This is a genomic window from Caulobacter sp. CCG-8, assembly GCF_037402475.1.
Classification (GTDB): Bacteria; Pseudomonadota; Alphaproteobacteria; order Caulobacterales; family Caulobacteraceae; genus Caulobacter.
The window spans coordinates 113,464-139,192 of sequence record NZ_JBBEUD010000011.1; the positions used below are offsets into that span (position 1 = coordinate 113,464).

Here is a 25,729-nt window from a genome sequence, read left to right on the forward strand (position 1 = left end):
CGGCGATCGTGAGCTCCAATCCTGTCCCTGACGTCCAGCAGGTGAAGGTCCATGCGCCGGGCGTGGTGCTGGCGGCCCTGGCCCTGGGCGGGTTCGCGATCGGCACCACCGAGTTCGCCTCGATGAGCCTGCTGCCGGACTTCGCCGCCGGCCTGGGCGTCGACGCGCCGACGGCGGGGCACGCGATCAGCGCCTACGCCCTGGGCGTGGTGGTCGGGGCGCCGGTGATCGCCGTGCTGGCCGCGCGCCTGCCGCGCCGGATCATCCTGGTGGCCCTGATGGCGGTGTTCGCGGTCGGCAACCTGCTCAGCGCCCTGGCGCCGACGTTCGGCTGGATGATGGCCTTCCGCTTCTTCAGCGGCCTACCGCACGGGGCCTATTTCGGCGTCGCGGCCCTGGTCGCCGCCAGCGTCGCTCCTCCGGAGCGGAGAGCCCAATCGGTGGCCATGGTGATGATCGGCCTGACCGTGGCGACCATCGTCGGGGTGCCCATGGCCAATGTGGTCGGCCAGTGGATCGGCTGGCGCTGGGGCTTCGTGATCGTGGCCGTCCTGGCCGCGATGACCGCGACGGCCGTCTATGTCTTCGCGCCGCGCGCCCCGGCCGACGCGGGGGCCAGCCCCCTGCGCGAGCTGGGCGCCCTGGCCAAGGGCCGGGTGTGGCTGACCCTGGGCATCGGGGCGATCGGCTTCGGCGGCATGTTCTGCGTCTACACCTACCTGGCCTCGACCATGCGCGAGGTGACCCACGCCTCGGCCGCCCTGCCGGTGGTGCTGGCGGTGTTCGGGGCCGGCATGACCGTCGGGACCCTGGCCTGCGCCTGGGCCGCCGACCGCGCCCAGATGCCGGCCATCGGCGGGGTGCTGCTGTGGAGCGCCGCCGCCCTGGCCCTCTATCCGATGGCGACCGGCAGCCTGTGGACCCTGATCCCCGTGGTCTTCCTGATCGGCTGCGGCGGCGGGTTGGGGGCGGTGCTGCAGACCCGGCTGATGGACGTGGCCGGCGACGCCCAGACCCTGGCGGCGGCCCTGAACCACTCGGCCTTCAACTTCGCCAACGCCCTGGGCCCGTGGCTGGGCGGCCTGGCCATCGCCGCCGGCATGGGGTGGACCTCGACCGGCTATGTCGGCGCGGCCCTGGCCCTGGGCGGCTTCGCGATCTGGGTCGTGGCGGCGCTGGACGTGCGGCGCGAACGCATGGCGCTGGCGGCGGCGGAGTAAGACACCCTCCCCCTGTGGGGGAGGCGGCCGAAGGCCGGTGGGGGGGATAAGGGCGGCGGAAGCCTGATCACGCCTCCCTCCGTCGGCTGCGCCGACACCTCCCCCACAGGGGGAGGACCTTAAGCCGCTAAGCCGCGGCCTCGGTCGCCGCGCCGTTCAGCAGGTCGGCCACCGAGATCGTCGACAGGCGCTCGGCCACGGCGGTGTCGGCGGCGATCATCGCCCCGCGGACGGCGTCGGGGATCTTCTCGCCCACCGGGCAGCCCTTCACGCCCTTGGGCGCGACGCCCAGGTGGGCGCAGCCGTTCACGGCCCGCAGCACGACGTCCAGGGTGATGGTCTCGGGGGCCTTCAGCAGCCAGGCCCCACCGTTGGCGCCGGCGCGCGCGCCGATCAGCCCCGCCTTGCCCAGCATGGCCGTCACGCGACGCACCACGACCGGGTTGGTCGGGACCGAGGCGGCGAGCTCGGCGCTGGCCACGGCGCGATCGGCCGAAAAGGCGCTCTTGTGCGCCAGATAGGCCAGGGCGTGCGCGGCGACGGGGAATTTCTGACTGTCTGACATTTTTCCGTGGCAGGACCCTAAGGGCGTCGTTCGTGCGTTCAACCAAAAACTATCGTTGTTATCCCGCTTCAGGTCGCGATTGAACCGGAGCAGGATTGGGTGTATCGCGCCCCGCTTGATCGATATGGGGCTCCGCACCGCGTTTTGCGAGGGCGACCCCGGAGGGATTGAATGGCTTCCGAAGCCTCTGGCGCTCCTGCTGCAGACAGCGCCGCCCCGTGTGATGTCCCTCCGCAAGCCGGCCATGACCTGAAAGGGCATAGCTTCCTGGCGCTTGCGCTCGGCGCCGTGGGCGTCGTGTTCGGCGATATCGGGACCAGCCCGCTGTACGCCATGCGCGAGGCCCTGGCCCATTCGCGCAGCACCACCGCCACCGAGCACGCCGTGCTGGGGGTGGTGTCGCTGGTGCTGTGGACCCTGACCCTGTTCGTCACGATCAAGTACGTGATCTTCTTCATGCGGGCCGACAACAAGGGCGAGGGCGGCACCCTGGCCCTGATGGCCCTGGCCCAGAAGGCCCTGGGCAAGGCGGCGCGCAAGCGCTCGACCGCCGTGTTCTTCCTGGGCGTGATCGGCGCGGCGCTGTTCTACGGCGACGGCATCATCACCCCGGCCATCTCGGTGCTGTCGGCGGTGGAAGGCATGAAGGACGCGCCGCATGTCGGCCACGCCCTGTCGGCCTACGTCCTGCCGATCTCGGCCGGCATCCTGGTCGCCCTGTTCCTGGTGCAGGCCAAGGGCACGCACCGCATGGCCGCCCTGTTCGGCCCGGTCATGGCCGCCTGGTTCCTGATCCTGGGCGGGCTGGGCCTGTTCCACCTGGTCGACGACCTGTCGATCCTGCGCGCCTTCAATCCCTGGTACGGCGTGCGCTTCCTGCTGGAGAACGGCTTCCTGGGCTTCGTGATCCTGGGCAGCGTGTTCCTGGCGGTGACCGGCGCCGAGGCGCTGTACGCCGACATGGGCCACTTCGGGAAGAAGCCCATCCAGGCTGCCTGGCTCTACCTGGCCTTCCCCTGCCTGGCCCTGAACTATCTGGGCCAGGGCTCGCTGGTGCTGGACCACCCGGCCTCGCGCCACAATCCGTTCTGGGACATGGTCCCGACCTTCGCCTACTGGCCGGTGCTGCTGATGGCCACCGTGGCCACGGTCATCGCCAGCCAGGCGGTGATCACCGGCGCGTTCTCGATGACCCAGCAGGCGGTGCAGCTGGGCCTGCTGCCGCGCCTGGACATCAAGCGCACCTCCGAGACCCAGGCCGGCCAGATCTACGTCCCGGCGGTCAACACCTTCCTGCTGATCGGCGTGCTGGTGCTGCTGATCATGTTCCAGAGCTCGCACAAGCTGGCCAGCGCCTATGGCATCGCCGTGACCGGCGCGATGTTCGTCGACACCCTGCTGGCCTATGTCGTGCTGCGCCTGGTGTGGAAGTGGAGCCTCTGGCAGACCGCCGCCCTGCTGGTGCCGCTGGCCATGATCGACCTGGTGTTCATCGCCTCGAACGCGCTGAAGATCCCCGACGGCGCCTGGCTGCCGCTGGTGTTCGGCGCGGTGCTGGTGCTGATCATGTGGACCTGGACGCGCGGCGCCCAGATCCTGACCGACAAGACCCGCCGCGACAGCGTGCCCCTGGTCGACCTGATGGAGATCCTGCGCGCCCGGGCCCCGCACCGCGCCCCCGGCACGGCGATCTTCCTGACCTCCGACCCGGACATGACCCCGGTCGCCCTGATGCACAATCTCAAGCACAACAAGGTGCTGCACGAGCGCAACGTGGTGCTGACCGTCCGCACCGCCGAGACCCCGCGTGTCGCCGACGAGGACCGCGTGCGCACCCAGGCGATCAACGCCGACTTCAAGAAGGTCGAGATCTTCTACGGCTTCATGGAAAGCCCGAACGTGCCCAAGGCCCTGGCCATCCTGCGCAAGCAGCAGGGGCTGAAGTTCGACATCATGGCCACCAGCTTCTTCCTGGGCCGCCGCTCGATCGTGCCGTCGGCCAACAGCGGCATGCCGCTGTGGCAGGACCGGATCTTCATCTTCCTGATGAAGAACGCCACCAACCCGACCGACTTCTTCAAGATTCCGCCCGGCCGCGTGGTCGAACTGGGCGCGCAGGTGACGGTCTAGGCCATGGAAGCGGCGCTGCGCATCCTGGGCGACGGCCTGTCGATCGCCGCCCTGGCGATCATCGCCTCCACCGCCCAGAGCGCCTGGAAGCGCATCCCCAAGGGCGCGCGCATCCCGATGCAATGGGGACTGGACGGCCGGCCGACCTGGCGGGCGTCCAAGGGCGTGGGCCTGCTGGCGATCCCGGTCCTCGCGATCCTGATCCTGCTGTCGTTCACCCTGACCCAGCTCACCTATCGGGTGGACGGCGCCAGCGCGGTGATCGTGCTGTGCGTGCGCGCCACCCTGGCCGCCGCCCTGGCGCTGAGCCAGCTGGTGCACCTGCGCAAGGTCATGGAGACCTTGAGCGACGAAGGCGATCTCTAGGGCCGATCTTTGGGATCGGCCAACACGCCGTTTCAATCGTCGTGAAACCGCGCTAAACGCCCCGCGACCCGGTGTTTCTCCGAAGGAGAGACGCTTGCGACTTTGTGTTTCCTCGGAAGGACCCCCTCATGGCCGACAAGTCCGTGAAGAAGGTCGTGCTCGCCTATTCGGGCGGCCTCGACACCTCGATCATCCTCAAGTGGCTGCAGACCGAATACGGCGCTGAGGTCGTGACCTTCACCGCCGACCTGGGCCAGGGCGAAGAGATCGAGCCGGCCCGCGCCAAGGCCCTGGCCGCCGGCGTGAAGCCCGAGAACATCTTTATCGAGGACGTGCGCGAGGAGTTCGTGCGCGACTACGTCTTCCCGATGTTCCGCGCCAACACCGTCTATGAGGGCCAGTACCTGCTGGGCACCTCGATCGCCCGTCCGCTGATCGCCAAGAAGCAGATCGAGATCGCCCGCAAGACCGGCGCCGACGCCGTCAGCCACGGCGCGACCGGCAAGGGCAACGACCAGGTCCGTTTCGAGCTCGGCTACTACGGCCTCGAGCCCGACATCACCGTGATCGCCCCCTGGCGCGAATGGGACTTCAAGTCCCGCGAGGCCCTGCTGGACTTCGCCGAGAAGCACCAGATCCAAATCACCAAGGACAAGCGCGGCGAGGCCCCGTTCAGCGTCGACGCCAACCTGCTGCACAGCAGCTCGGAAGGTAAGGTCCTGGAGGACCCGGCGGTCGAGGCCCCCGAGTTCGTCCACATGCGCACGATCTCGCCCGAGGACGCGCCGGACAAGCCGACCATCATCACCATCGACTTCGAGAAGGGCGACCCGGTCGCCATCGACGGCGTCAAGATGAGCCCGGCCACCCTGCTGACCAAGCTGAACGAGCTGGGCCGCGACAACGGCGTCGGCCGCCTGGACCTGGTCGAGAACCGCTTCGTGGGCATGAAGTCGCGCGGCGTCTACGAGACCCCCGGCGGCACCATCCTGCTGGCCGCCCACCGCGGCATCGAGAGCATCACGCTGGACCGCGGCGCGATGCACCTCAAGGACGAGCTGATGCCGAAGTATGCGTCGCTGGTCTACAACGGCTTCTGGTTCTCGCCCGAGCGCGAGATGCTGCAGGCCGCCATCGACTACAGCCAGGCCAAGGTGGCCGGCCAGGTGCGGGTCAAGCTCTACAAGGGCAACGTCACCGTCATCGGCCGCACCAGCCCCTACTCGCTGTACGACCAGGACCTGGTCACCTTCGAGGAAGGCAAGGTCGCCTACGACCACCGCGACGCCGGCGGCTTCATCAAGCTGAACGCCCTGCGCCTGCGCGTCCTGGCCAAGCGCGACAAGCGCCAAGGCTAAGGCGCGTCCAAATCGGCCTGGCGTTCCCGAGCGGACGCCAGGCCGTCCGGCGTCCTATTTCAGCGGGATGACCGGCATGGCGGTGCCCGGCGACGTGTTGTCGTCGACGTGGTTGTTGCCATACGACAGCAGGTTGGTGGTCGACGAATTGATGCCAACCCCGTTGCCGGTGACCATCGAGCTGCCCACGCGGATGACCGCGCCGGTTCCCGAAAGGTTGACGCCGACGCCGTTGTTCACCGACGCCGAGCGGTCGATGTTCAGCGAGACCGCGCCGCTGCCCGCCGTCTGGGCGACCACGAAGCCCGAATAGACGTTGCCGGCCGCCGTGGTGTCGACCGCCGCGGCGGTGATGGCGCCGGTCCCCGCGATGGAGTTCTCCAGCCGCAGCCCCAGCACGTTGTTGACCAGCCGCGTGGTGCTGAAGTCGACCGCCGCCGACCCGGTCCCGGTGGGACGCACCAGCACGCCGCCGCCGGTGGTGCCCGATCCGTTGCTCTCGACCGTGGTGTCCTGGATGTTCACGCGACCGGCCGTGCTGGGTTGCACCAGGATCCCGTAGTTCGAGAAGCCCGAGATGCTGACGTTCTCGACGCTGAGCGAAGCGCCGGAATTGAACACGATACCGTTCACCCCGGTGCCCACGCCGTTGAACGTGATCCCTCGAATAGTGATCTTGTCGGTGGCCGCGGCGTTGATGACGAAGCCGTTGGTGCCCGCCGCCAGCACGCCGGCTTCCCCGGCGCCGTCATTGGCGATGGTGATCGCCTTGGTGATCGTCAGGGCGCCGAAGCCGCCCGGATCCAGGGTGTTGATCTCGCCCCCGGCCGCCGTTTTCGAAATAGCGCCCGCGAAGGTCTTGCAGGGGGCCGTGCGGCTGCAGGGGTTGGCGTCGTCGCCGACGCCCGAGACCCAGGTTCGGGTCGCCTGGGCGCTGGCCGGCGCGACGTGGATCAGGAGCGCCAGGCTCGCGGCGCCGAGTATCGATAGAGCGGATATTTTCATGATCGCCTCCCCGATTGGCAACGATCGTCTCGCCTGTGAACGATCTTCAAGCTCAACCGTTGGGAACAGTACCGTTCCAACTCTCGCAAAAGGCAACTAGTTTCGAACCTAAGCCTTGGATCGAGGGGAACAGTCCGTGATAGGATCGCCCGACAAGCACGGTCGGCGGGGAGGCCGGCGTGCGGGAAAACCATCCGGACACGGAACGATGACACGCGCGAGGTGTGCATGCTGGTTCTGATCACGGCTTTTCCCAAGAGCGGATCGACGTTCTTGTCCTCGGTGATCGCTTCCCTGCCGGGTTTCGGTCGCGCCACCTTCGCCGACTGGGCTGGCACCCTGCCGCTGGTCGCGCCCGACGGCCTGCCCAGTTCCAGCCGCCGCGAGCAGGAGCTGTCCCATCGCCTGATCGAGAGCCTGGCGGGCCAGAACCTGGTGGCGCAGCATCACACCTGCGCGTCGGAATACAGCCTGCGGGTCATCGACGGCTACGCCATCACCACGTTGGTGCTCGTGCGCGACATCCACGACTGCATGGTCAGCCTGGCCGAGCACATCGCCACGGAAAGCCCGGAAATCCCGTGGGCCTACTTCGATCAGAGCATCTGCCAGCGGGACTTCCACTACCGGGTCGACGCGGTCGTCGACCTGGTCGCCGCCTGGTACCTGAAGTTCTACGCGTCCTGGATGAGCACCCGTCCGGCCAACGTCTTCCACTACGAGAACATCGTGCTGGGCGGCGCCGAAGGGGTGCGCGATGTGCTGGATCGATCCGGCCTGCTGGCGCGTGAACCCCAGACCTTCGCGGCCGCCGACCTCGAACAGCGGGTGGCCCAGGCGCGTGGTCCCGACAATCGCTTCAACGTCGGCGTCAGCGGCCGGGGCGCCCAGCTGCTCAGCGCCGCCAACCGGGCCGCCATCGAGCGGATGGCCGGCTACTATCCGGAGATCGACTTCCGGCCGATCGGCATCGGCGCCGAGGCCTAGGTCCGGCCGTTCGTCAGCTCGCCGCAGTCCCCGCCGGCTGCACCAGGCTGGGCGCCAGGTTCACGCCGGTCTTGTTGTAGATCACCCAGCCGATCACCCGGAACGTCGCATCCAGCAGCTGCTGGGCCAGGACCAGGGTCATGAACTTGGTGAACTGCAGGGTCTGGTTGAAGGCCAGCTGCTGGTTGCGCATGATCATGTCGGCCGCTTCGGCCGGGATCTGCTGGTTGGTCAGGGCGACCTGGGTCTGCAGCGTCGCCTCGGCCAGGCTGCGCAGGTAGCCGGCCACCACCGACTTGTTGGCGTTCCACCACTGGGTGGACACCCCGCCCAGCTCGTCCTCGAGGGTCGAGACCAACTGGTCCACGTTGTCGATCCGCAGGTTGGCGAAATCCAGCATCTGTCAGTCTCCCCCCGGGGCCTCTAATTGTTCTTCATGGCGCCGACGGCCTTGGCCGCCTGGTCGCAGCTGACCATCATGGCCTGGGTGGCGCCGGTGTTCGGGACCACGCCGTAGGTCTGGTGCAGCTTCGCCAGGCCCGAGACCTGCGCGCTGCAGCCCTTGATGAAGCCGACGGTCATGTCGCGCGCCTGTTCGGCCCGCTTGCCGGCCACCGGGGCCGAGGCGGCGCGCACGGCCACCACGGCCAGGGCGCCCTGGATGGTGGCGTAGGTGTCGACCGTCCCGGGATAGGTGGCCTTGTCCTGATAGAGGCCCATCTCGGCCTGGGCCGCCAGCTTGGCCACGCTCTCGTAGGCGCTGGTGGTCTTCTCATCCAGGGTGGCGTCGTAGGGCGGGGCGAACAGCGCGCAGGCGCTCAAGGCCAACGCCAGGCCGGCGACGCCCACGGTGCGGATGGCTTGGGCCAGGTTCATGTCGTGTCTCCCCGAAAGCCAACCATGGGCTGCAATCGCGTTCCGCTCAAGCCGCCTTGCCTACTCGCCCGGCCGGTAGTTGCGTTCGACGTGACCGGTCAGCTGGTCGGGATAGAAATAGACCGGCCGCAGGTTCCCGTCGGCGTAGCGCTGGGCCTGGTCCAGGAAGTGCTTCGACTTCGGATCGCCGCTCTCGCCGCCCGCCGACACCGCCAGGGCCTTCACCCGCGGCCCGAACTCGACCACGGCCACGAAGCTGTTGCCGCTGGTCCCGTAGTACTTCTTCGTGCCCGGATAGCGCTTGGCCCCGAACGAGGCCAGCGACCCCCACTGGCCCGAGGCGAAGGGCACAGGGATCGAGGCCTTGGCGTCGTCGAAGGTCTGGACGATGGCGCCGTCGTTGCGCTGGAAGCGGTTGATCGTCCCCCAGGGCGTGCGCCAGTCGCCGAAGTCGGCGCTCAGCCGATCCGAAGCCTCGGCCAGGGCTTCCAGCTTCTGGGCCGGGGTCGTGCGCTCGGCCATGTACTTGTAGACCGAAACGCCCTCCTTCCGGGCCTGGGCCGCCGACTTGGCCCACAGGGCCTCGCCCCAGAACACCGCCAGCGAGGTCTCGGTTGAGGCCGCCGACCACTTCAGGTCCCAGGCCTTCAGCGCCGCCATCTGGGCCGCCAGCCGCGCCTTCGTCGCATCGCCGTCGGGCGTCGCGTCATAGGCCTTGGACAGGGTCGGGATCAGATCGGCGAAGGCGGTCAGGTAGGGGTCGTAGGCGGCCTGGATCAGGGTGGGCAAGGTGAAGTCCTTGCGCGCGCTCAGGACCCGCGTGGCGTGGATCCCGCGCGGCGTCTCGCCGACGCTGTCCATGTAGCGCGGATAGTCCGCCTGTTTGGGGCTGTAGGGACCGGCCGCCGAATAGGGCCAGTTGTTGGTGTTCATCAGCCAGCCGTTGGGCGGGTTCTTCAGGTGCGGCGCCTCGGACAGGGCGTGCAGGCCCTTCCAGTCGGTGGCCGGGTTCGCGCCGTCGACCGGCTTGGTGTAGTCGAAGCGGTCGTCGCGCCGGGGGATGAACTGCGGGTGCAGATAGGCCACCTCGCCCTTGTCGTCGGCGAACAGGGTGTTGTTCGAGGAATTGGCCTTCAGCTCGGCCACCTTCAGGAAGCTGGCGTAGTCCACGGCCTTGGTTCGCAGGAACGACTGCTCCAGCGCCTCCACCGGCTTGTACATCATGGCGAAGGCCACCCACTTGCCGTCCGCCGCCCGCACGATCGGGCCGTGATGGGTGCGGTAGGTGGTGAAGCTCTTCTTCGCCAGCGAACCGTCGGCGGCGCGATAGGCGATCTCGACCGCGCGTGTCTCGACCGGCCGCTGTTCGGCTCCGTATTTGTAGAAGAGCTTGCCGCCCTGGCTCTGGATCGTCTCGGCGAACTCGTCGACCACGTCGACCGTGCTGGAGGTGTGCATCCAGCCGGCGTGGGCGTTGAAGCCCTGATAGACGAAGAACTGGCCCCAGGTCGCCGCGCCATACGCGTTCAGCCCCGCGTCGCTGGTCACCTGCAGCTCGGAGCGGAAGAAGAACGAGGTGTGCGGGTTGATCAGCAGCAGGGCGTGGCCGTCCTTGGTGTTGGACGGGGCGATGGCGAAGCCGTTCGAGCCGGTGGGTTCGCGGAACGCCACGGCCTGGGCGAACTCCCGCGCCCGGACCTCGGCCGAGCCCTGCATACGGGGCTTGCCGTAGAAGGCCTCCAGCTCGCCCAGCGAGATCCGCTCGACGTCGCCGCCGATGCTGCCCTCGGTGAAGCTCAGCGCCATCCACGGCTCGAACCGGGTCAGCACCTTGGGCTTCACGTCCGGATGGGTGGCCAGGTAGTAGTTCAGCCCGTCGGCCCAGGCGTCCATCAGGCTCTTCAGCCAGGCGGGGCTCCTGTCGTAGCGGGCCTGCAGGTCGGCCGGATCGACGAACAGCCGCATCCGCAGGTCCTGCCAGACCGCCTTCTCGCCTTCCGCCTCGGCCGTGCGGCCCAGATTGGTCAGGTAGTTGGCCTCGATGCGCGGGAAGTCGTCCTCGGCCTGGGCGTAGATCATGCCGAACACCGCGTCGGCGTCGCTCTTGCCGTGGACGTGGGCGATCCCCCAGTCGTCGCGGGTGATCTGGACCCGCTGCGCCGTGGCCTGCTGGCGGGCCAGGTCGCCGGCGGGCTGGTCCAGGGCCGTCGAGGAAAGGGCCGGCCCGGAGAGCGCGGCGCAGGCGGCCGACAACAGAAGCAGTTTTCCGATACGCAAGAGACGCCCTCCCGATCCAGGACGCGGAACGTCGGGCGCCGCGCGACCCTTGTCCAGGTCCGCGCGGGCGCGGGACGCGATCCGGCGGACCCCGCGCGAAAAGCGGGCGGGTCGGCGTCAAAGGATGTCTGGAAGGTCCTTGGTGGAGCCGAGGGGAATCGAACCCCTGACCTCCTCATTGCGAACGAGGCGCTCTACCATCTGAGCTACGGCCCCAAGGAAGCGCGGAGATACGTTGGGGCGGCGGCCTCGTCAAGCGCCCGGTTGGCCGATCTGCGGCCTTTGCTTGCCAGGGCCGCCAAGGCGCGGCAATGAAGCGGGACACTCGGACGGGAAGCCCATGGTCGCCATCATCAACTTCGTCTTCTTCATCGCCGGCGCGCTGCTCAGCCTGCTGTGGTGGGCGATCATCATCTCGGCCGTGCTGAGCTGGCTGGTGGCGTTCGACATCATCAACCTGCGCAATCCCTATCTCCGCCAGATCGCCGAGTTCCTCGACCGGGTGACCGATCCGGTCCTGCGGCCGTTCCGCCGCATCATCCCGCCGCTGGGCGGCGTCGACATCAGCCCGATCATCGTGCTGCTGATCATCACCGGCGTGCGGGTCTATCTGCTGCCGGCCCTGCACGACGCCCTGGTGGGCCTGGTCACCGGCGGCAGCTACTACTGATCCCATGTCGTCCAAGGTCCGCCTGGCGGTCCGCCTCACCCCGCGCGGCGGGCGCGAGGCCGTCGACGGCTGGGCGGTGGACGGCGAGGGGCGGCCCTATCTGAAGGTGCGGGTCGCCGCCCCGCCGGTCGAGGGCGCGGCCAACGCGGCGCTGCTGGCCCTGCTGGCCAAGACCCTGGGCTTGGCCAAGTCGTCCCTGTCCATCGCCTCGGGCGCCGGGGCGCGGCTGAAGCTGGTCGAGATCGAGGGCTGCGACGCGTTGTCGCTGGAGCGGGTCCTGGGGCGGCCGCCGGACGGCGTTTCCTGATACGTCCAGGCAAGCCGTGATCACGAATCTCATCCCGCCATCGCCCGCGAGTTGAAAATGCCCCTTCAGGGCGGGAATGCGGGCAGGTTCCGTCCGTGGTCGGTCGAAAACCCCGCGAACGAATCAGGGTCTTTCACCCCCTCTTAGCGACGATGTTTCATGCTATGGGCATTCCGCGCGTGGTGGGGACCACGTGACACGGGGGGCTGTGTGGACGACGGACGGCATCAGTCTGCTGAGGTGAGGGCGGCGCTCGCGCGGCGCGGCAACCTGTACCTGCGCGTCGTCGCCACGGTGATGATCGCCCTGATGCTGCACGTCTTCATGGGCGCCAGCTGGACCTGGCTGTGGGCGGGGACCTATTCGGCCGCCCAGCTGCTGGAGCTGGTCCTGATCCGCCGGATGGTGCGCCGGCCCAATCCCGGCCGCGCCTTGCGGTTCGCCGTCGCCGCCATGCCGGCGGTGACCTCGGTCATCTTCGGCTTCCTGTCTCTGCCGCTGTTCGCCTCGTCGGTGCGGTTCGCCCCCACCCTGGGCGGCATGCTGCTGGCCGGGGCCCTGCTCAACGTCATCGTCGTCAATTCCAGCCTGAGGTCGGCGACGATCTCGGCGGCCGCGCCCCACGTGGTCTATCTGCTGATCGTGCCGTTCGTGGCCCGGGCGGCCAATCCGCACGCCCCGCTGGCCAACGCCCTGTGGTTCGGGGTGGCCCTGCTGATCGTCTCGGTGTTCGTCGCCGCCCGCACCCTGGAGCGGGCCCTGCGCGCCGAGGCCGCGGCCAAGGAGGAGGCCGAGCGCCGTCGTCACGAGGCCGAGGAGGCCGTCGCCGCCAAGTCGGCCTTCGTGGCCATGATCAGCCACGAGCTGCGCACGCCGATCAGCGCCATCCTGGCCGGGGCGGCGCGCCTGCACAGCGACGTGCCCGAGGCCGCCTCCAAGCTGCACGCCCAGCTGATCGGCGACGCCGGGGCGATGATGCGCACCCTGCTCAACGACCTGCTGGACCTGTCGCGCCTGGACGCCGGGCGGATGGCGGTCGAGCAGGCCCCGTTCGACCTGCGCCAGGCCATGGCCGACACCCTGCGGCTGTGGCGGCCCGACGCCAACAAGAAGGGCCTGCGCCTGCGGGTCGAGGGCGCGGCGCATCTTCCGAGGTGGGTGGCCGGCGACGCCATGCGCCTGCGCCAGGTGCTCAACAACCTGCTGTCCAACGCCATCAAGTTCACCGACCGCGGCGCGGTCACCGTGCGCCTGTCGGCGCGCGAGGCCGACGATCACCTGGTGTTCGAGGCGGTGGTCGCCGATACCGGGCGCGGCCTGACCGAGGACCAGCTGGCGCGGCTGTTCACGCCCTTCGACCAGCTGGCGTCCAACGTCGCCCGCGAGCACGGCGGTTCGGGCCTGGGCCTGGTGATCAGCCGCGAGCTGGCCCGGCTGATGGGCGGCGACCTGACGGTGATCAGCAAGCCCGGCAAGGGCTCGCGCTTCCGGCTGGAGGTGTGCGTCGAGGCGGCCGAGGCCCCGGGCTCCCAGGCCGGCGGCGTGGTGGTCGAGGGCGCGCGGGTGCTGGTGGTCGACGACCACGTGGTCAACCGCCGGGCCATCGAGCTGGTCCTGCAGTCGTTCGGCATCCAGCCCACCCTGGCCGAGTCCGGCGAGCGGGCCCTGGAGCTGCTGCAGTCCGAGGTCTTCGACGTCATGCTGATGGACGTCTACATGCCCGGCATGGACGGCCGCGACGCCACGCGTCAGCTGCGCGCCGCCGAGGGGCCCAACCGCGACATCCCGGTGATCGCCGTCACCGCCTCGGCCACCGCCAAGGACTGGGAAGCCTGCCACGCGGCCGGGATGAACGCCCACGTCGCCAAGCCGATCGACCCCAGCCAGCTGCACGCGGCCCTGAGCGAGGTGCTGCCGACGGGGACGGCGCGGGCGGCGGCCTAGGCGGAGCCAGTCCCCTCCGGCCCTCCGGGCCACCTCCCCCAGAGGGGGAGGATCTATGCCGCGCCAGATGCTCCCCCTCTGGGGGAGCTGTCGCGAAGCGACTGAGGGGGTCTACGCGCGCGGGGTCTCGTCCAACAATTTCGCCAACCGCCCCTTCAACCCCTCCCGATCCTTCATCTCGCACTCCCACACCGTCTCCACCCGCCAGCCGCCCGCCGCCAGGTCGGTGCGGTTGCGCGCGTCCCGGGCGACGTTGCGGGCCACCTTGGCCAGCCAATAGTCGCGGTTGGCCTTGGGCACGCGCGAGCCGCGCGGGCAGTCGTGGCCGTGCCAGAAGCAGCCGTGGACGAAGATCGCCAGCTGGCGGCCGGGCATGGCCACGTCGGGCGAGCCGGGCAGGTCCTTGCGGTGCAGGCGGTAGCGCGCGCCGAGATCGGTCAGCAGCCGGCGCAGCAGCAGCTCGGGCTTGGTGTCCCGGCTCCTGACCCGGGCCATCACGGCCGAGCGCTTGGCGGGGTCGAAGACGTCCGTGGACTTGGGGGCGGTCATGGCCGTGTAACGCGCGGGAACCGTCCCAGGCGCAGGGTCCCCGTCAGCAGGCGCGCCGCCACCTGCTTGACGCCGGGCAAGCCCGACATCGGGGTGAAGATCCAGTCGCGCACCGCGGGCCAGAAGCCGCCGTGCGACTGGAACAGCGGGGTCAGGGCCTTGGACGCCACCTGGTAGAGGGCCGTGTGGCGGCGGCGGTCGGCCTGCCAGGCACCAACCGAAACGGCGACGGGGCGGCTGTCGCGGCCCAGGCGCTCGGCCAGCTCGACCGCGTCCATCAGGGCCAGGTTCGCGCCCTGTCCCAGCTGCGGGCTGGTGCCGTGGGCCGCGTCGCCCAGCAGGGTGCAGGCCTGATGGTTCCAGCGGCCCACCGAGACGTCGCGATAGAGCGCCTTGGAGAAGCCGTTCCAGTCGTCGCGTTCGGCCAGCAGGGCGGCCAGGTCGGGCCACAGGGGTTTGAGGCGCTGGTCGCGCCAGGCGGCGAAGTCGCCGGCCAGGAAGGCGTCGAGGCCGGCGACCGGCACGGACCAGAACATCGCCAGACCGGTGGGCGACAGGCCGTCCGGATCGCGACCGACGGGCAGGGCGCCGACCATCACCTCGGCGCGATGGTAGATCTGGCGCAGCGCCCCGCCGAACCGGTCGCAGGGATCGGCCACGTGGGTCCAGACCGCGCCCCACGGATAGACCGGCGCCCGGGCGCCGGGGCGCAGGACCGGCCGCAGCGGCGAGGCCGAGCCGTCGGCGACCACCGCCAGGTCGAACGGTCCCCAGGACCGGCCGCGCTCGTCGTGCAGGATGGGGCGGGCGGGGTGCTCGATCCGGACGATGCGGGCCCCGGTCACCACCTCGACGCCCGCGCCGGGCAGGGCGTCGTGCAGGGTCTGGAACAGCACGCCGCGATGGATGCCGACGCCATGCCCCCCGGGCCGCCAGTCGTTGTAGTCCAGGTCCATGACCTTGCGGCCGCGGCTGTCCTGGCCTTCCAGCCGACCGACCACGGCGCCGGCGGCGCGGACCTGTTCGTCCAGCTGGAGCGCACGCAGGGCCGCCAGGCCCGTCGGCTGGAGGAGCAGGCCCGAACCCAGCGGGCGCGGGGCCTCGAAGGCCTCCAGCAGGGTGACGGCGTGGCCGGCGCGCGCCAGGGCGAGGGCGGCGGCCATGCCGCCCACCCCGCATCCGACGATCCCGACGCGCACGCCCCCGCGTTCCGCCTAGGTCCGGGTCAGAGGCCTTCGAACAGGGCGGTCGAAAGGTAGCGCTCGGCGAAGCTGGGGATGATCGCCACGATCAGCTTGCCGGCGTACTCGTCGCGCATGGCCAGGTCGAAGGCCGCGGTCAGGGCCGCGCCCGAGCTGATGCCCACCGGCAGGCCTTCGGTCGAGGCCGCCTTGCGGGCCATGGCGAAGCTGTCGTCGTTCGACACCTGGATGACCTCGTCGATCACGCCGCGGTCCAGGATGCCCGGCACGAAGCCGGCGCCGATGCCCTGGATCTTGTGCGGGCCGGGCGCGCCGCCCGACAGCACGGCCGAGGCTTCCGGCTCGACCGCGACCATCTTCACCGACGGCTTGCGGGCCTTCAGCACCTGGCCGACGCCCGAGATGGTGCCGCCGGTGCCCACGCCCGAGACCACCGCGTCCACGGCGCCGGCGGTGTCGTTCCAGATCTCTTCCGCCGTCGAGACGCGGTGGATCAGCGGGTTGGCGGTGTTCTCGAACTGTTGGGGCATCACCGCGCCGGGGATGGCCTCGATGATCTCCTGGGCGCGGGCGACGGCGCCGCGCATGCCCTTCTCGGCCGGGGTCAGCTCCAGCTTGGCGCCCAGCAGCAGCAGCATCTTGCGGCGCTCGATCGACATGCTTTCCGGCATGACCAGGGTCAGCTTGTAGCCCTTGGCGGCGGCCACGAAGGCCAGGGCGATGCCGGTGTTGCCCGAGGTCGGCTCGACGATCACGCCACCCGGCTTCAAGAGACCTTTCGCCTCCAGGTACTCGATCATCGCCACGCCGATGCGGTCCTTGACCGAGGCCAGCGGGTTGAAGAACTCCAGCTTGGCCACGACCGTGCCCTTGGGCTTCAGCTCGGCGGTCAGGTTGGGCAGGCGGACCAGCGGCGTGTCGCCGACCGTGTCCAGGATCGAGTCGAAGATCTTGCCGCGCCCGGCGCGCTTGAACCGCGCGGCGTCGTAGATCGAGGAGGCGTCGTCCATGGGAAGTCTCGCTTGAGAAGGATTTAACCCACCTTAGGCCGTGGGTTTTGACGTGTCAGCGGCTCATTCGGCCGCCAGAGGCGCAGATTTCCTTAAGGCCAGCGGAGTCAGCAGCCGCTCGGACAGCCAGCGCACCACCGGGGCGGCCACCCCGTCGCCGATCACGTGCAGGCCGGCCGTGGCGCTGCGGGGCAGGCGATAGCCGTCGGGCAGGCCCATCAGCCGGGCGCCCTCGCGCGGGGTGACCAGGCGCGAGCGCACCTGGCCCTTGTCGATCACCAGCAGGGTCTGGCGCGAGGAGCCGCCGCGCGGGGTGCGCAGGCAGCCGGCCAGGCCGTCGAAACGCACCTCGGCCCGCTGGTCGCCGCCGCGCATGCGCCGGAAGACCGCGCCGACCGCGCGCTCGCCGCTCCGGATGCGCGCGTCGACCGAGGCGCGGTGCGACGGGGCCATCAGGTCCAGCAGGGCGGCGGTGGCCTCCTCGCCGCGCCATTCGACCTGGTCGTCGGGCTCCAGCACGGCGGCGAGGTCGGCGTTGCGGGCGGGCGGGGCGTCCAGGCCCCACCAGATCCAGCGCTCTTTCAGATCGGCCGGCAGGCGGGCGGCGGCCTCGCGCACGGCCCGGCCGTGGAACGGGCTCTGGCCCTCCAGGCCGTCGACCGGCAGGCGGGTGGCCACCACGAAGACGCGGGGCCGCGACTGGGGCACGAAGTGCGAGGCGTCGATCTCGAGGGCGCCGAAGCGATAGCCGCGCGCCGCCAGCAGGCCGCACAGGGCGGTGAAGTCGTCGCCCCGGTGCGAGGTCAGCAGGCCCACCACGTTCTCGACCACCACGGTGTCGGGCGCGCGGCCCTGGTCGTCCAGCGCCTCGACCAGCTTCCAGAAGCCGAAGAAGGCCGATGATCGCTCGCCCGCCAGGCCCTTGCGGGCGCCGGCCAGGCTGAGGTCCTGGCAGGGGCTGGACGCCCAGGCCAGGTCGGCGCGGCCCGGCAGGTCGTCGGCGGTCAGGTCCCAGACGTCGCCTTGGTGGAAGTGCCCCTTTCCATCCTTCATGCCGAGGCCGGGAAAGTTGTCGGCGTAGGTCGCCGCCTTGACGGCGTCGAAGTCGTTGGCGAAGGCGCAGTCCCAGGCCTGGCCCAGGCCCAGGCGGGCCATGCCGCCGCCGGCGAAGAACTCGAAGAAGGAGAGGGGAGAGGCGTTCCGATTCATCGCGGGGGAGTCTAGCGTGAGCCGCCCTCCGGAGGATAGCGCCGCATGCTTCGAACCCTCGCCGCCGCCCCTTTTGCCCTGAGCCTGGTCCTGGCCCTCGCCGGATGCGGGGAGTCGCCGATGGGCGCCTCCGAGGGCGCCTCGACCGCGCCCGCCGACGCGCCGGCCTCGACCCCGCCCGGACCGGACTTCTCCGGCGACTTCCAGCTGGTCGGGACCGAACCGTTCTGGGGCGGGCGGATCCAGGAAGACGGCCTGACCCTGTCGCGCGCCGGCCAGCCCGACGTCAGCGCCGCCAACGCCGGCGTGAAGGTCGAGGGCGACGTCGGGGTGTGGGGCGTGGGCGGCCTCGTGTTCCGGCTGCATCCCGAGCCCTGCACGGACGGCATGTCGGATCGCAAGTACGACTACCGCGCCGAGGTGACGATCAACGGCCAGGTCCTGAGGGGCTGCGCGTCGCCGCCGCTGGGGCTGGAGGACCAGCCGAGGCCCTGACGGGAAGGCTAGTTCCCGACGTCCATCAGCTCGTAGTGACCACGCGCGTCGAGATTCTGATGCACGCCGCCCGGCACGGGCAGCAGCAGGCCGATCGAGACGGCGGCGACGGTGGCGAGGGCGAAGAGGGCCTTGACGGTGGAGGCCATGGCGGCGGGGTCCTGGTTGCGATCTCCACCGGGATAGGCGGCCGATCGGCAACAAAGATGGTTGCTGTTTGTCGGCGTTCAAGAGGGGCGGCGTCGCCCGCGGCCGCCGCCGCCGGGCCTTGGTCGGCAAGCGGAGCAAGACGCCCCGCGGGAGAACATTTGTTCGCCCAGTTCTGCGGCTACCGGCGCTCCGGCGGGCCGGAGAGTTCCACGCTTCTGTAGAGCGCCACGGCTGATTTCGCCGAGACTTTGACCATTTGGAGGCTGTGCACAAATGTCACGTGAATGCACTTGCACCTCTAGGCCAAGCGGGCGATAGCAGCCCGAGAAACTCTTGTCCGATCAACTTGGATCGGGAACCATAACGTGGGGATATCATGCGCGTAGCGATGATCGGCACCGGCTATGTGGGTCTGGTGTCTGGGGCGTGTTTCGCCGATTTCGGTCACGTGGTGACCTGCATCGACAAGGATCCGAGCAAGATCGAGCGCCTTGAGAAGGGCGAGATCCCGATCTTCGAGCCCGGTCTGGACGACCTGGTGGCCCGCAACGTCCGCGAAGGCCGCCTGTTCTTCACGCTGGAAGGCGCCCAGGCGATCAAGGAAGCCGACGCGGTGTTCATCGCCGTGGGCACCCCCACCCGCCGCGGCGACGGCCACGCCGACCTGACCTACGTCTACGCGGCCGCCGAGGAGATCGCCGGCCTGATCGAGGACTTCACCGTGGTGGTCACCAAGTCGACCGTGCCGGTCGGCACCGGCGACGAGGTCGAGGCGATCATCAAGAAGGTCCGTCCGGACGCCCAGTTCGCCGTGGTCTCCAACCCCGAGTTCCTGCGCGAAGGCGCCGCGATCGAGGACTTCAAACGTCCCGACCGGGTCGTGGTCGGCACCGAGGACGAGCGCGCCCAGGCGGTGATGCGCGAGCTGTACCGCCCGCTGTCGCTGAACGAGACGCCGATCGTCTTCACCGGCCGCCGCACCAGCGAGCTGATCAAGTACGCGGCCAACGCCTTCCTGGCGATGAAGATCACCTTCATCAACGAGATGGCCGACCTCTGCGAAAAGGTCGGGGCCGACGTCCAGCAGGTGGCCAAGGGCATCGGCCTGGACAAGCGGATCGGCAGCAAGTTCCTGAACGCCGGCCCCGGCTACGGCGGTTCGTGCTTCCCGAAGGACACCATCGCCCTGGTGCGCACCGCCCAGCAGTACGGCGCGCCGACCAAGCTGATCGAGACCACGGTCGCCGTGAACGACTCCCGCAAGAAGGCCATGGCCGAGAAGGTCGCCGCCGTGCTGGGCACGGACGACCTGGCCGGCAAGACCGTCGGGGTCCTGGGCGTGACCTTCAAGCCCAACACCGACGACATGCGCGACGCCCCCAGCCTCGACATCCTGCCGGCCCTGCAGGCCAAGGGCGCCAAGGTCCAGGCCTTCGACCCGGAAGGCGCCAAGGAAGCCTCGCACATGATGCCGGGCGTCACCTTCGTCTCGGGCCCCTACGAGGCCGCCCAGGGCGCCGACGTGCTGCTGATCCTCACCGAGTGGGACCAGTTCCGCGCCCTGGACCTGACGCGCCTGAAGGGCCTGCTCAACGCCCCGGTCGTCGTCGACCTGCGCAACGTCTACAAGCCGGCCGAAATGGTCCGCGCCGGCTTCACCTACGCCTCCATCGGGCGCGGCGCATGAGTCAGGGGCCGGTCATCGTCACCGGCGCCGCCGGCTTCATCGGCATGCACGTGGCCGAGCGCCTGCTCGACCGCGGGGAGACGGTGATCGGTGTCGACGTCTTCAACGACTACTATGACCCGACCCTGAAGGCCGCCCGCGCCGCCCGTCTCGACGGGCGGCCGGGGTTCACCATGGTCCGCCTCGACATCGCCGACGACGCGGCGGTGATGGAGCTGGTCCGGTCCAGCGGGGCCAAGCGGATCGTCCACCTGGCCGCCCAGGCCGGGGTGCGCTACTCGATCGAAAACCCGTTCGCCTACCAACGCTCGAACCTGGCCGGCCACCTGTCGATCCTGGAGGCCGCGCGCCACAACGGCGTGACCCACCTGGTCTACGCCTCGTCCAGCTCGGTCTACGGCGATCGCCCGCAGTCCCTGGCCGGCGGCGAGGGCGCGGGCTTCAAGGAGACCGACGCGGTCGACGCGCCGGTGTCGCTCTATGCGGCGACCAAGCGCGCCAACGAGCTGATGAGCATCAGCTACGCCAAGCTCTACGGTTTCCCGATGTCGGGCCTGCGGTTCTTCACCGTCTACGGCCCGTGGGGACGCCCCGACATGGCCTATTACGGCTTCACCCAGAAGATCCTGAAGGGCGAGCCCATCGAGGTCTACGGCGAGGGCAGGATGGCCCGCGACTTCACCTATATCGACGACATCGTCGACGGGATCGTCGGCGTGCTGGACCGTCCGCCGGCCCAGGGCGGCCACGAGATCTACAACATCGGCGACAACGATCCCGTCGGCCTGATGGACATGATCACCACGCTCGAGAAGGCCATCGGCCGCGAGGCGGTGAAGATCATGCGCCCCATGCAGCCGGGCGACGTCACCGCCACCTACGCCGACATCACCAAGCTCAACGCCCTGACCGGCTACAAGCCCAAGGTGAAGCTGGGGGAAGGTCTGGGCCGGTTCGCCGCGTGGTGGAAGTCGCGCTGACCTAGTCCAGCGGCGGCGGATTGGCCCGGAACACCTCGGCCGGAACCGTGGTCATGTTGTAGGATCGCCAGCAGGCGCCCACCCGCTTGAAGCGGCCGATGCCGGCGTCGCCGTTCGAGACCTTGTCGCCCTTGTAGGCCGAGTGGGTCGCGGTCCAGTAGTCCAGCCCCGCGCTGAGCAGGTAGTTGGCCTTGTCGCGGTCGTCGACGCCGGACTCGTCGGGCACCAGCCGGGCCTGCACGGTGACGAACACCCCGCCCAGCCTGTCGTGGTCGAACGGCTTCTTGCCGCTGGTCGGCCAGAAGTGGAAGTTCCGGTCGGGGATCATCCGCACCAGGGTCCCGCCGTCGGGCGCCGGCTTGGCGTCGGCGGCAATGGCGGGCTTGGAGTGGAAGTCCTCCGGGAAGGCCCGGCCCGCGACGTTCTCCGACGCCTGCACCTGTTCCCAGCGGCCCGTCGTCCTGTCGAGCAGATAGGTGCGGTAGCGGCGCAGCTCGACCAGGGTGTGGCTGGAAGTGCTGGGATCGACGCTCTGCCACAGCTGGCCCCAGCCCTGGACCGCGCCGTACCGCGGGGGCGGCTTGCTGCCGTAGAAGATGCGCGGCTTGACCGCGTAGGTGGGGTACGAGCGGCCGGTCTTCTTGTCGGTCCAGATCAGCTTGGCGCCGTGCGGCAGGGTCTCGCTGTGCAGCTTCATGTCGCTGAGCACGGTGTCGACGTCGTTGGCGGCTTCCGGGCAGGTCGCGTCGCCGGGCCGGGCCTGGGCGGCGCCTGCCCAAAAAAGGCCCAGCAGGCCGAGTGTCATGACGAACGAACGCATGGCGAGCTCCTGATGAAAACCGAGACAACGACGAATCCGCCAAGCTTCGTCACACAAAGGTGCTAAGGCGCGTGGCGTTGGGTGCATTGCAGCATCGATGATCATCAAGACGATAAAACGGCCCGAAACGATGTCCATTTCAGCCCCCCTCGTCGGGGCGCCGGAAAGAAGTTGACCCGGCGACGGGTTATGGGGGATGAGGGGCCTCAGTGCTGACAGCTTCGGGGGCGGTGACTTGACTGGATTTATGTCATTTTTTCAGCATATTTCCATTCCTCATCGCGACCCGAATGAAGCGTCCGTTATTCTATTCAATAGCTGGACGTTCTTCTTCTTTATGCTGGTGGCCTATCCCGCCTTCCTGGTGGTGCGGCGCCATCTGACACTGCGCAATATTGTCCTCTGCCTGTTCAGCTACGTCTTCTACGGCTGGTGGGACCCGCGTTTCCTGATCCTGGTGGCCGTCTCCACCTCGGTGGACTACATGGCCGCGCTCGGCGCGGCCGGTAAGCTGGTGTCCTGGACGGACCGCTGGAAGGCCGCCGCCTGGCTGATCGGCGTGACCCTGCTGTCGCTGCTGTTCTCGCCGCCCGGCAATCTCTGGATCGTGCCGGCCGCGTTCGGCGGAACCGCCGCGGTGCTGGGCGTGACGGCGCTGTTCGACCGCATGGAAGAGCGTCGCCGCCGGGTCGCCTGGCTGTGCCTGTCGCTGTTCACGAACCTCGGCATCCTGGCGTTCTTCAAGTATTTCAACTTCTTCTACCAGTCCCTGCACGACGCGATCAGCCTGGCCGGCTTGAACATCCCGCGCCTGGGCCTGGAGGTCGTGCTGCCCGTCGGCCTGTCGTTCTACACCTTCCAGGCCATCAGCCGGACGATCGACAGCTTCCAGGGCCGCTACGACCCGCAGTACTCGCTGGTCAACTACGCGGCGTTCCACGCCTTCTTCCCCCAGCTGGTCGCCGGCCCGATCGAGCGCGCCTGGCACCTGATGCCGCAGTTCGAACGCATCCTGCCCCTGGACATGAACATGGTCTGGTCGGGCCTCCGGGTGTTCATCTGGGGCCTCTATATGAAGCTCGTCATCGCCGACAACATCGCGCCGGTGGCCAACCAGGTGTTCGCCGGCCACAGCGACGGGTCGGCCGGGGCGGCGATGGCCGGGCTGCTGGCCTTCACCTTCCAGATCTATTGCGACTTCGCCGGCTATTCGAACATGGCCCGCGGCGTGGCCCGGATGCTGGGCTTCGACCTGATGGTCAATTTCAACCTGCCCTACTTCTCGCGCACCCCGTCCGAGTTCTGGCAGCGCTGGCACATCAGCCTGTCGCAGTGGCTGCGCGACTATCTGTACATCCCGCTGGGCGGCAACCGCGCCGGGGTGTCCAAGACCTATCGCAACCTGATGCTGACCATGCTGCTGGGCGGGCTGTGGCACGGCGCGGCCTGGACCTTCGTGGTCTGGGGCGCGATCCACGGCGGCATCCTGGTGATCTTCCGGTTCTTCAAGATCGACGACGTGGCCAAGGACGCGCCGAACGGTCCCAAGGGCTGGGTGATCAACATCGGCCTGTGGGCGGCGACCATGCTGCTGGTCGTGCTGGCCTGGGCCTTCTTCCGCGCCCAGAACCTGGGCGAGGCGACGCGCGTCCTGCAGCAGGCGGTCGGCGGGCTGGACGGCTACAGCTGGGCGACCTTCGGGCCGGTGATCTCGTTCATCTTCCCGCTGGTGCTGGTCGAGGCCTGGCAGCGCTGGAAGAAGAACATCGAGTTCCTGAACGCGGGGCCGTTCATCGTGCGCTACACCACGACCATGGCGACGCTGCTGGCGATCATCGCGCTCAGCGCCAGCCAGGCCCAGCCTTTCATCTACTTCAACTTCTGAGGGGCGCCAGGTGTCTTCCGTGTCGCAAGAAACCGCATCGCCCGCCGCGTCCGACCGTCCCCTGGCCGCGCGCCTGGCGCTGGGCGCGCTGAAGGTCGTGGGACTGGTCGTCTACACCCTGCTGTTCGCCGAGCTGTTCATCCGGCTGGTGGTGCACCAGCCGATCCTGCCGCGCTACGTGACCGACACCCCCTGGGGCGTGCGGGGCAACATCCCCAACGCGCGGTTCTGGCAGCGCACCTCCGAGGTGACGGCCGCCTTCCACTACAACAGCCAGGGCATGCGGGACGACCGGGTCTTCCCGCTGGCCAAGCCGGCGGGCGTCTGCCGCGTGGCCCTGTTCGGCGACTCCTACTTCGCCGGCTTCGAGCTGAAATATCCCGACACCTACGCCCATCGCCTGGAAGAGGCCCTGCGCCAGCGCGGCTACAAGGTGGAGGTCCTGAACTTCGCGGTCAGCGGCTTCGGCACCGCCGAGCACAACCGGACCTATGAAGGCTTCGCCAGGAAGTTCTCGCCGGACCTGGTGCTCTACGAGTGGCACCTGACCGACTTCGACGACAACGTCCGCTCGGGCCTCTATCGCCTGAAGGACGGCCAGCTGCAGCCGGGAGGGGCCACGTTCCTGCCGTCGATCAGCGTGCAGAACAAGCTGATGAAGTCGAGCGCCTATCGCTTCTTGGCCGACAACAGCCAGCTCTACAACTTCCTGCGCGAGAACCTGGCGCGCTACGCCAAGCGGGCGCTGAAGGTGGTCAACGCCAAGGCGGCGGGCGACGAGGAAGGCGGCGGCGCCGGCAACCTCGGGGCGGCGGTCTACGCCAAGGCCTCGCCCTACGCGGTGTCGCTGTCCCAGGCGCTGCTCGACCAGGCCAAGGCCTCGGCGGCCCGCGACGGCGCCGGCTTCTACGTGATGGAGATCCCGCGTCCGGTGTCGCGGACCCAGTTCGAGCCGTCGATCACCCAGATGTCGCCCCAATTCCTGGGCACGCTGAACCTGATCCAACCGACGCCGCAGCTGACCGCGGCCGGCCGGCCCGATCGCAAGCTCTATCTGGAGCATGGCGCGCAGCACCTGTCGCCCGACGGCGTCGGCGTGATCCTCGCCGCCTCCCTCGACCGGATCGCCAGCGATCCCCGACTGCAAAGGTGCCATGGCGACCCGTCCTGACATCGTCGCCCGCGCCGCCGGCCTGCTCCTGCGCCTGACGATGGGCCTGACAGTGGGACTGGCGGCGGGATCGGCGGCGGCCTCGCCCGCGCCGATCCGGATGATCCTGGTCGGCGACTCCACGGTCGCGCCCCATTCCGGCTACGGCGACGCCCTGTGCGCGCGGATGGCGGTCGAGGCCACGTGCGTGAACACCGCGCGGGGCGGCCGCAGCTCGGCCAGTTTCCGCGCCGACGGGTCGTGGGACAGGGTGGCCCGCCTGCTCGGCCGACGCGGGCCCTGGACCGCGACCTACGTGCTGGTCCAGTTCGGCCACAACGACCAGCCCGGCCGGCCGGGCCGCTCGACGGACGTGGCGACCACCTTCCCCGCCAACATGGCCCGCTACGTCGCCGACATCCGGGCCGCCGGCGCGCGCCCCATCCTGGTGACGCCCCTGTGCCGGCGGATGTTCAAGGAGGGCGAGCTCCAGGACACCCTGACGCCCTGGGCCGACGCCACCCGCCGCGTCGCGGCCGAAGCGGGCGTTCCGGTCATCGACCTGCACGCCGACAGCTGCCGGGCGGTGCGCGGCATGGGCCCCGAGGCGTCCCTCGCGCTCGGCGCGGGAACGATCTCGCCGCCCGAGCCCGACGGCCAACCCGCGCCGAAGGGCCGGCCTCGGATCGACTACACGCATCTGGGACCCGACGGCGCGGCGACCTTCGCCAAGATGGTCGCCGGCGAACTGGCGCGCGCCGAGCCGCGCCTGTCGCCCTATCTCGAGGACGGCCGATGAGCGCATCTCTCGCCCGCGTTATGGAAGCCGTCGGACTTTCTCTGCTAGGGGAGGGCGCGGCGGACTCGGAAGGATCGGCGATCGTCAT

At 69.3% G+C, this 25,729-nt stretch carries 25 protein-coding genes and 1 tRNA gene; 14 read left to right on the plus strand and 12 right to left on the minus strand.

The window, feature by feature from the left end:
• Positions 1 to 8: 8 nt before the first annotated feature.
• Positions 9 to 1,220: an MFS transporter gene (locus WAE60_RS12680; protein ID WP_337686834.1), complete on the plus strand. Its 1,212-nt coding sequence runs from the start codon at positions 9 to 11 to the stop codon at positions 1,218 to 1,220.
• 127 nt (positions 1,221 to 1,347) lie between these two features.
• On the opposite strand, the gene WAE60_RS12685 is transcribed toward WAE60_RS12680, so the two are convergent.
• Entirely contained in the window at positions 1,348 to 1,785 is a 438-nt protein-coding gene (locus WAE60_RS12685) for an Rrf2 family transcriptional regulator (protein WP_029910754.1), read from the minus strand.
• A 171-nt stretch (positions 1,786 to 1,956) separates the two neighbouring features.
• Between WAE60_RS12685 and WAE60_RS12690 the strand changes: the two genes are divergently transcribed.
• The 3 genes from WAE60_RS12690 to WAE60_RS12700 all read left to right on the plus strand — a co-directional run bounded on the left by WAE60_RS12690 (position 1,957) and on the right by WAE60_RS12700 (position 5,639).
• The gene (locus WAE60_RS12690; protein WP_337686835.1) at positions 1,957 to 3,915 is read left to right on the plus strand and encodes a potassium transporter Kup; all 1,959 of its coding nucleotides are present in this window, start codon (positions 1,957 to 1,959) and stop codon (positions 3,913 to 3,915) included.
• 3 nt (positions 3,916 to 3,918) lie between these two features.
• The gene (locus WAE60_RS12695) at positions 3,919 to 4,281 is read left to right on the plus strand and encodes a DUF1648 domain-containing protein (RefSeq protein ID WP_029910756.1); all 363 of its coding nucleotides are present in this window, start codon (positions 3,919 to 3,921) and stop codon (positions 4,279 to 4,281) included.
• 128 nt (positions 4,282 to 4,409) lie between these two features.
• Positions 4,410 to 5,639, plus strand: coding sequence for an argininosuccinate synthase (locus tag WAE60_RS12700; RefSeq protein WP_029910758.1), 1,230 nt, complete (start codon positions 4,410 to 4,412; stop codon positions 5,637 to 5,639).
• 54 nt (positions 5,640 to 5,693) lie between these two features.
• On the opposite strand, the gene WAE60_RS12705 is transcribed toward WAE60_RS12700, so the two are convergent.
• On the minus strand, positions 5,694 to 6,644 hold the full coding sequence (locus tag WAE60_RS12705; RefSeq protein ID WP_029910760.1) for a hypothetical protein: 951 nt from the start codon (positions 6,642 to 6,644) through the stop codon (positions 5,694 to 5,696).
• 228 nt (positions 6,645 to 6,872) lie between these two features.
• Between WAE60_RS12705 and WAE60_RS12710 the strand changes: the two genes are divergently transcribed.
• Positions 6,873 to 7,631, plus strand: a complete 759-nt coding sequence (locus WAE60_RS12710; protein ID WP_029910762.1) for a hypothetical protein — start codon at positions 6,873 to 6,875, stop codon at positions 7,629 to 7,631.
• Between the two features lie 13 nt (positions 7,632 to 7,644).
• Here the strand turns inward: WAE60_RS12710 and WAE60_RS12715 are convergent, their stop codons facing one another.
• The 4 genes from WAE60_RS12715 to WAE60_RS12730 all read right to left on the minus strand — a co-directional run bounded on the left by WAE60_RS12715 (position 7,645) and on the right by WAE60_RS12730 (position 11,000).
• Positions 7,645 to 8,031 (minus strand): hypothetical protein, encoded by a 387-nt coding sequence (locus tag WAE60_RS12715; RefSeq protein WP_029910765.1) that lies wholly within the window; start codon positions 8,029 to 8,031, stop codon positions 7,645 to 7,647.
• A 23-nt stretch (positions 8,032 to 8,054) separates the two neighbouring features.
• Complete coding sequence (locus tag WAE60_RS12720) at positions 8,055 to 8,507, minus strand: hypothetical protein (RefSeq protein WP_337686838.1); 453 nt, start codon at positions 8,505 to 8,507, stop codon at positions 8,055 to 8,057.
• A 60-nt stretch (positions 8,508 to 8,567) separates the two neighbouring features.
• The gene (locus tag WAE60_RS12725; protein WP_337686839.1) at positions 8,568 to 10,784 is read right to left on the minus strand and encodes a penicillin acylase family protein; all 2,217 of its coding nucleotides are present in this window, start codon (positions 10,782 to 10,784) and stop codon (positions 8,568 to 8,570) included.
• A gap of 140 nt (positions 10,785 to 10,924) precedes the next feature.
• Positions 10,925 to 11,000: transfer RNA gene (locus WAE60_RS12730), tRNA-Ala, on the minus strand.
• Between the two features lie 124 nt (positions 11,001 to 11,124).
• Here WAE60_RS12730 and WAE60_RS12735 point away from each other — a divergent pair.
• The 3 genes from WAE60_RS12735 to WAE60_RS12745 all read left to right on the plus strand — a co-directional run bounded on the left by WAE60_RS12735 (position 11,125) and on the right by WAE60_RS12745 (position 13,705).
• Entirely contained in the window at positions 11,125 to 11,454 is a 330-nt protein-coding gene (locus WAE60_RS12735; protein ID WP_029910775.1) for a YggT family protein, read from the plus strand.
• 4 nt (positions 11,455 to 11,458) lie between these two features.
• On the plus strand, positions 11,459 to 11,761 hold the full coding sequence (locus WAE60_RS12740) for a DUF167 family protein (RefSeq protein ID WP_029910780.1): 303 nt from the start codon (positions 11,459 to 11,461) through the stop codon (positions 11,759 to 11,761).
• 297 nt (positions 11,762 to 12,058) lie between these two features.
• Complete coding sequence (locus WAE60_RS12745; RefSeq protein ID WP_337686897.1) at positions 12,059 to 13,705, plus strand: ATP-binding protein; 1,647 nt, start codon at positions 12,059 to 12,061, stop codon at positions 13,703 to 13,705.
• A gap of 111 nt (positions 13,706 to 13,816) precedes the next feature.
• Here WAE60_RS12745 and vsr read toward each other — a convergent pair whose 3' ends face one another.
• From vsr to WAE60_RS12765, 4 genes are all read right to left on the minus strand, one after another.
• Positions 13,817 to 14,254: a DNA mismatch endonuclease Vsr gene (vsr, locus tag WAE60_RS12750; protein ID WP_337686841.1), complete on the minus strand. Its 438-nt coding sequence runs from the start codon at positions 14,252 to 14,254 to the stop codon at positions 13,817 to 13,819.
• Positions 14,251 to 15,453: an NAD(P)/FAD-dependent oxidoreductase gene (locus WAE60_RS12755; protein ID WP_051695379.1), complete on the minus strand. Its 1,203-nt coding sequence runs from the start codon at positions 15,451 to 15,453 to the stop codon at positions 14,251 to 14,253. The genes vsr and WAE60_RS12755 overlap by 4 nt, the downstream gene beginning before the upstream one ends.
• A gap of 26 nt (positions 15,454 to 15,479) precedes the next feature.
• Complete coding sequence (gene cysK / locus WAE60_RS12760) at positions 15,480 to 16,466, minus strand: cysteine synthase A (protein ID WP_029910796.1); 987 nt, start codon at positions 16,464 to 16,466, stop codon at positions 15,480 to 15,482.
• A 63-nt stretch (positions 16,467 to 16,529) separates the two neighbouring features.
• Entirely contained in the window at positions 16,530 to 17,675 is a 1,146-nt protein-coding gene (locus WAE60_RS12765) for a DNA cytosine methyltransferase (protein ID WP_337686846.1), read from the minus strand.
• 45 nt (positions 17,676 to 17,720) lie between these two features.
• On the opposite strand from WAE60_RS12765, the gene WAE60_RS12770 reads away from it, so the two are divergent.
• Positions 17,721 to 18,170, plus strand: a complete 450-nt coding sequence (locus WAE60_RS12770) for a hypothetical protein (protein WP_337686848.1) — start codon at positions 17,721 to 17,723, stop codon at positions 18,168 to 18,170.
• 8 nt (positions 18,171 to 18,178) lie between these two features.
• On the opposite strand, the gene WAE60_RS12775 is transcribed toward WAE60_RS12770, so the two are convergent.
• Positions 18,179 to 18,319: a hypothetical protein gene (locus WAE60_RS12775; RefSeq protein WP_197026671.1), complete on the minus strand. Its 141-nt coding sequence runs from the start codon at positions 18,317 to 18,319 to the stop codon at positions 18,179 to 18,181.
• A 377-nt stretch (positions 18,320 to 18,696) separates the two neighbouring features.
• Here WAE60_RS12775 and WAE60_RS12780 point away from each other — a divergent pair, with 377 nt between their 5' ends.
• The gene (locus WAE60_RS12780; RefSeq protein ID WP_337686850.1) at positions 18,697 to 20,007 is read left to right on the plus strand and encodes a UDP-glucose/GDP-mannose dehydrogenase family protein; all 1,311 of its coding nucleotides are present in this window, start codon (positions 18,697 to 18,699) and stop codon (positions 20,005 to 20,007) included.
• Positions 20,004 to 20,987: an NAD-dependent epimerase/dehydratase family protein gene (locus WAE60_RS12785; protein WP_337686852.1), complete on the plus strand. Its 984-nt coding sequence runs from the start codon at positions 20,004 to 20,006 to the stop codon at positions 20,985 to 20,987. The genes WAE60_RS12780 and WAE60_RS12785 overlap by 4 nt, the downstream gene beginning before the upstream one ends.
• A gap of 1 nt (position 20,988) precedes the next feature.
• On the opposite strand, the gene WAE60_RS12790 is transcribed toward WAE60_RS12785, so the two are convergent.
• A complete protein-coding gene (locus WAE60_RS12790) occupies positions 20,989 to 21,807 on the minus strand; it encodes a hypothetical protein (RefSeq protein ID WP_029910811.1) in 819 nt (272 codons plus the stop codon).
• 337 nt (positions 21,808 to 22,144) lie between these two features.
• Between WAE60_RS12790 and WAE60_RS12795 the strand changes: the two genes are divergently transcribed.
• The 3 genes from WAE60_RS12795 to WAE60_RS12805 are packed head-to-tail and all read left to right on the plus strand — an operon-like array spanning position 22,145 to position 25,641.
• Positions 22,145 to 23,692: an MBOAT family O-acyltransferase gene (locus tag WAE60_RS12795; protein WP_337686853.1), complete on the plus strand. Its 1,548-nt coding sequence runs from the start codon at positions 22,145 to 22,147 to the stop codon at positions 23,690 to 23,692.
• 19 nt (positions 23,693 to 23,711) lie between these two features.
• A complete protein-coding gene (locus WAE60_RS12800) occupies positions 23,712 to 24,863 on the plus strand; it encodes a hypothetical protein (protein WP_029910815.1) in 1,152 nt (383 codons plus the stop codon).
• The gene (locus tag WAE60_RS12805; protein WP_337686855.1) at positions 24,847 to 25,641 is read left to right on the plus strand and encodes a rhamnogalacturonan acetylesterase; all 795 of its coding nucleotides are present in this window, start codon (positions 24,847 to 24,849) and stop codon (positions 25,639 to 25,641) included. Before WAE60_RS12800 ends, WAE60_RS12805 begins: the two co-directional genes overlap by 17 nt.
• The last annotated feature ends 88 nt before the right edge of the window (positions 25,642 to 25,729 follow it).

Bases quoted from the DNA above. Each gene is read 5' to 3' on its own strand.
- WAE60_RS12685 (WP_029910754.1), bottom strand. From the start codon at position 1,785: ATGTCAGACAGTCAGAAATTCCCCGTCGCCGCGCACGCCCTGGCCTAT.
- WAE60_RS12690 (WP_337686835.1), top strand. From the start codon at position 1,957: ATGGCTTCCGAAGCCTCTGGCGCTCCTGCTGCAGACAGCGCCGCCCCG.
- WAE60_RS12695 (WP_029910756.1), top strand. From the start codon at position 3,919: ATGGAAGCGGCGCTGCGCATCCTGGGCGACGGCCTGTCGATCGCCGCC.
- WAE60_RS12700 (WP_029910758.1), top strand. From the start codon at position 4,410: ATGGCCGACAAGTCCGTGAAGAAGGTCGTGCTCGCCTATTCGGGCGGC.
- WAE60_RS12705 (WP_029910760.1), bottom strand. From the start codon at position 6,644: ATGAAAATATCCGCTCTATCGATACTCGGCGCCGCGAGCCTGGCGCTC.
- WAE60_RS12710 (WP_029910762.1), top strand. From the start codon at position 6,873: ATGCTGGTTCTGATCACGGCTTTTCCCAAGAGCGGATCGACGTTCTTG.
- WAE60_RS12715 (WP_029910765.1), bottom strand. From the start codon at position 8,031: ATGCTGGATTTCGCCAACCTGCGGATCGACAACGTGGACCAGTTGGTC.
- WAE60_RS12720 (WP_337686838.1), bottom strand. From the start codon at position 8,507: ATGAACCTGGCCCAAGCCATCCGCACCGTGGGCGTCGCCGGCCTGGCG.
- WAE60_RS12735 (WP_029910775.1), top strand. From the start codon at position 11,125: ATGGTCGCCATCATCAACTTCGTCTTCTTCATCGCCGGCGCGCTGCTC.
- WAE60_RS12740 (WP_029910780.1), top strand. From the start codon at position 11,459: ATGTCGTCCAAGGTCCGCCTGGCGGTCCGCCTCACCCCGCGCGGCGGG.
- WAE60_RS12745 (WP_337686897.1), top strand. From the start codon at position 12,059: ATGATCGCCCTGATGCTGCACGTCTTCATGGGCGCCAGCTGGACCTGG.
- vsr (WP_337686841.1), bottom strand. From the start codon at position 14,254: ATGACCGCCCCCAAGTCCACGGACGTCTTCGACCCCGCCAAGCGCTCG.
- cysK (WP_029910796.1), bottom strand. From the start codon at position 16,466: ATGGACGACGCCTCCTCGATCTACGACGCCGCGCGGTTCAAGCGCGCC.
- WAE60_RS12765 (WP_337686846.1), bottom strand. From the start codon at position 17,675: ATGAATCGGAACGCCTCTCCCCTCTCCTTCTTCGAGTTCTTCGCCGGC.
- WAE60_RS12770 (WP_337686848.1), top strand. From the start codon at position 17,721: ATGCTTCGAACCCTCGCCGCCGCCCCTTTTGCCCTGAGCCTGGTCCTG.
- WAE60_RS12775 (WP_197026671.1), bottom strand. From the start codon at position 18,319: ATGGCCTCCACCGTCAAGGCCCTCTTCGCCCTCGCCACCGTCGCCGCC.
- WAE60_RS12780 (WP_337686850.1), top strand. From the start codon at position 18,697: ATGCGCGTAGCGATGATCGGCACCGGCTATGTGGGTCTGGTGTCTGGG.
- WAE60_RS12785 (WP_337686852.1), top strand. From the start codon at position 20,004: ATGAGTCAGGGGCCGGTCATCGTCACCGGCGCCGCCGGCTTCATCGGC.
- WAE60_RS12790 (WP_029910811.1), bottom strand. From the start codon at position 21,807: ATGCGTTCGTTCGTCATGACACTCGGCCTGCTGGGCCTTTTTTGGGCA.
- WAE60_RS12795 (WP_337686853.1), top strand. From the start codon at position 22,145: ATGCTGGTGGCCTATCCCGCCTTCCTGGTGGTGCGGCGCCATCTGACA.
- WAE60_RS12805 (WP_337686855.1), top strand. From the start codon at position 24,847: ATGGCGACCCGTCCTGACATCGTCGCCCGCGCCGCCGGCCTGCTCCTG.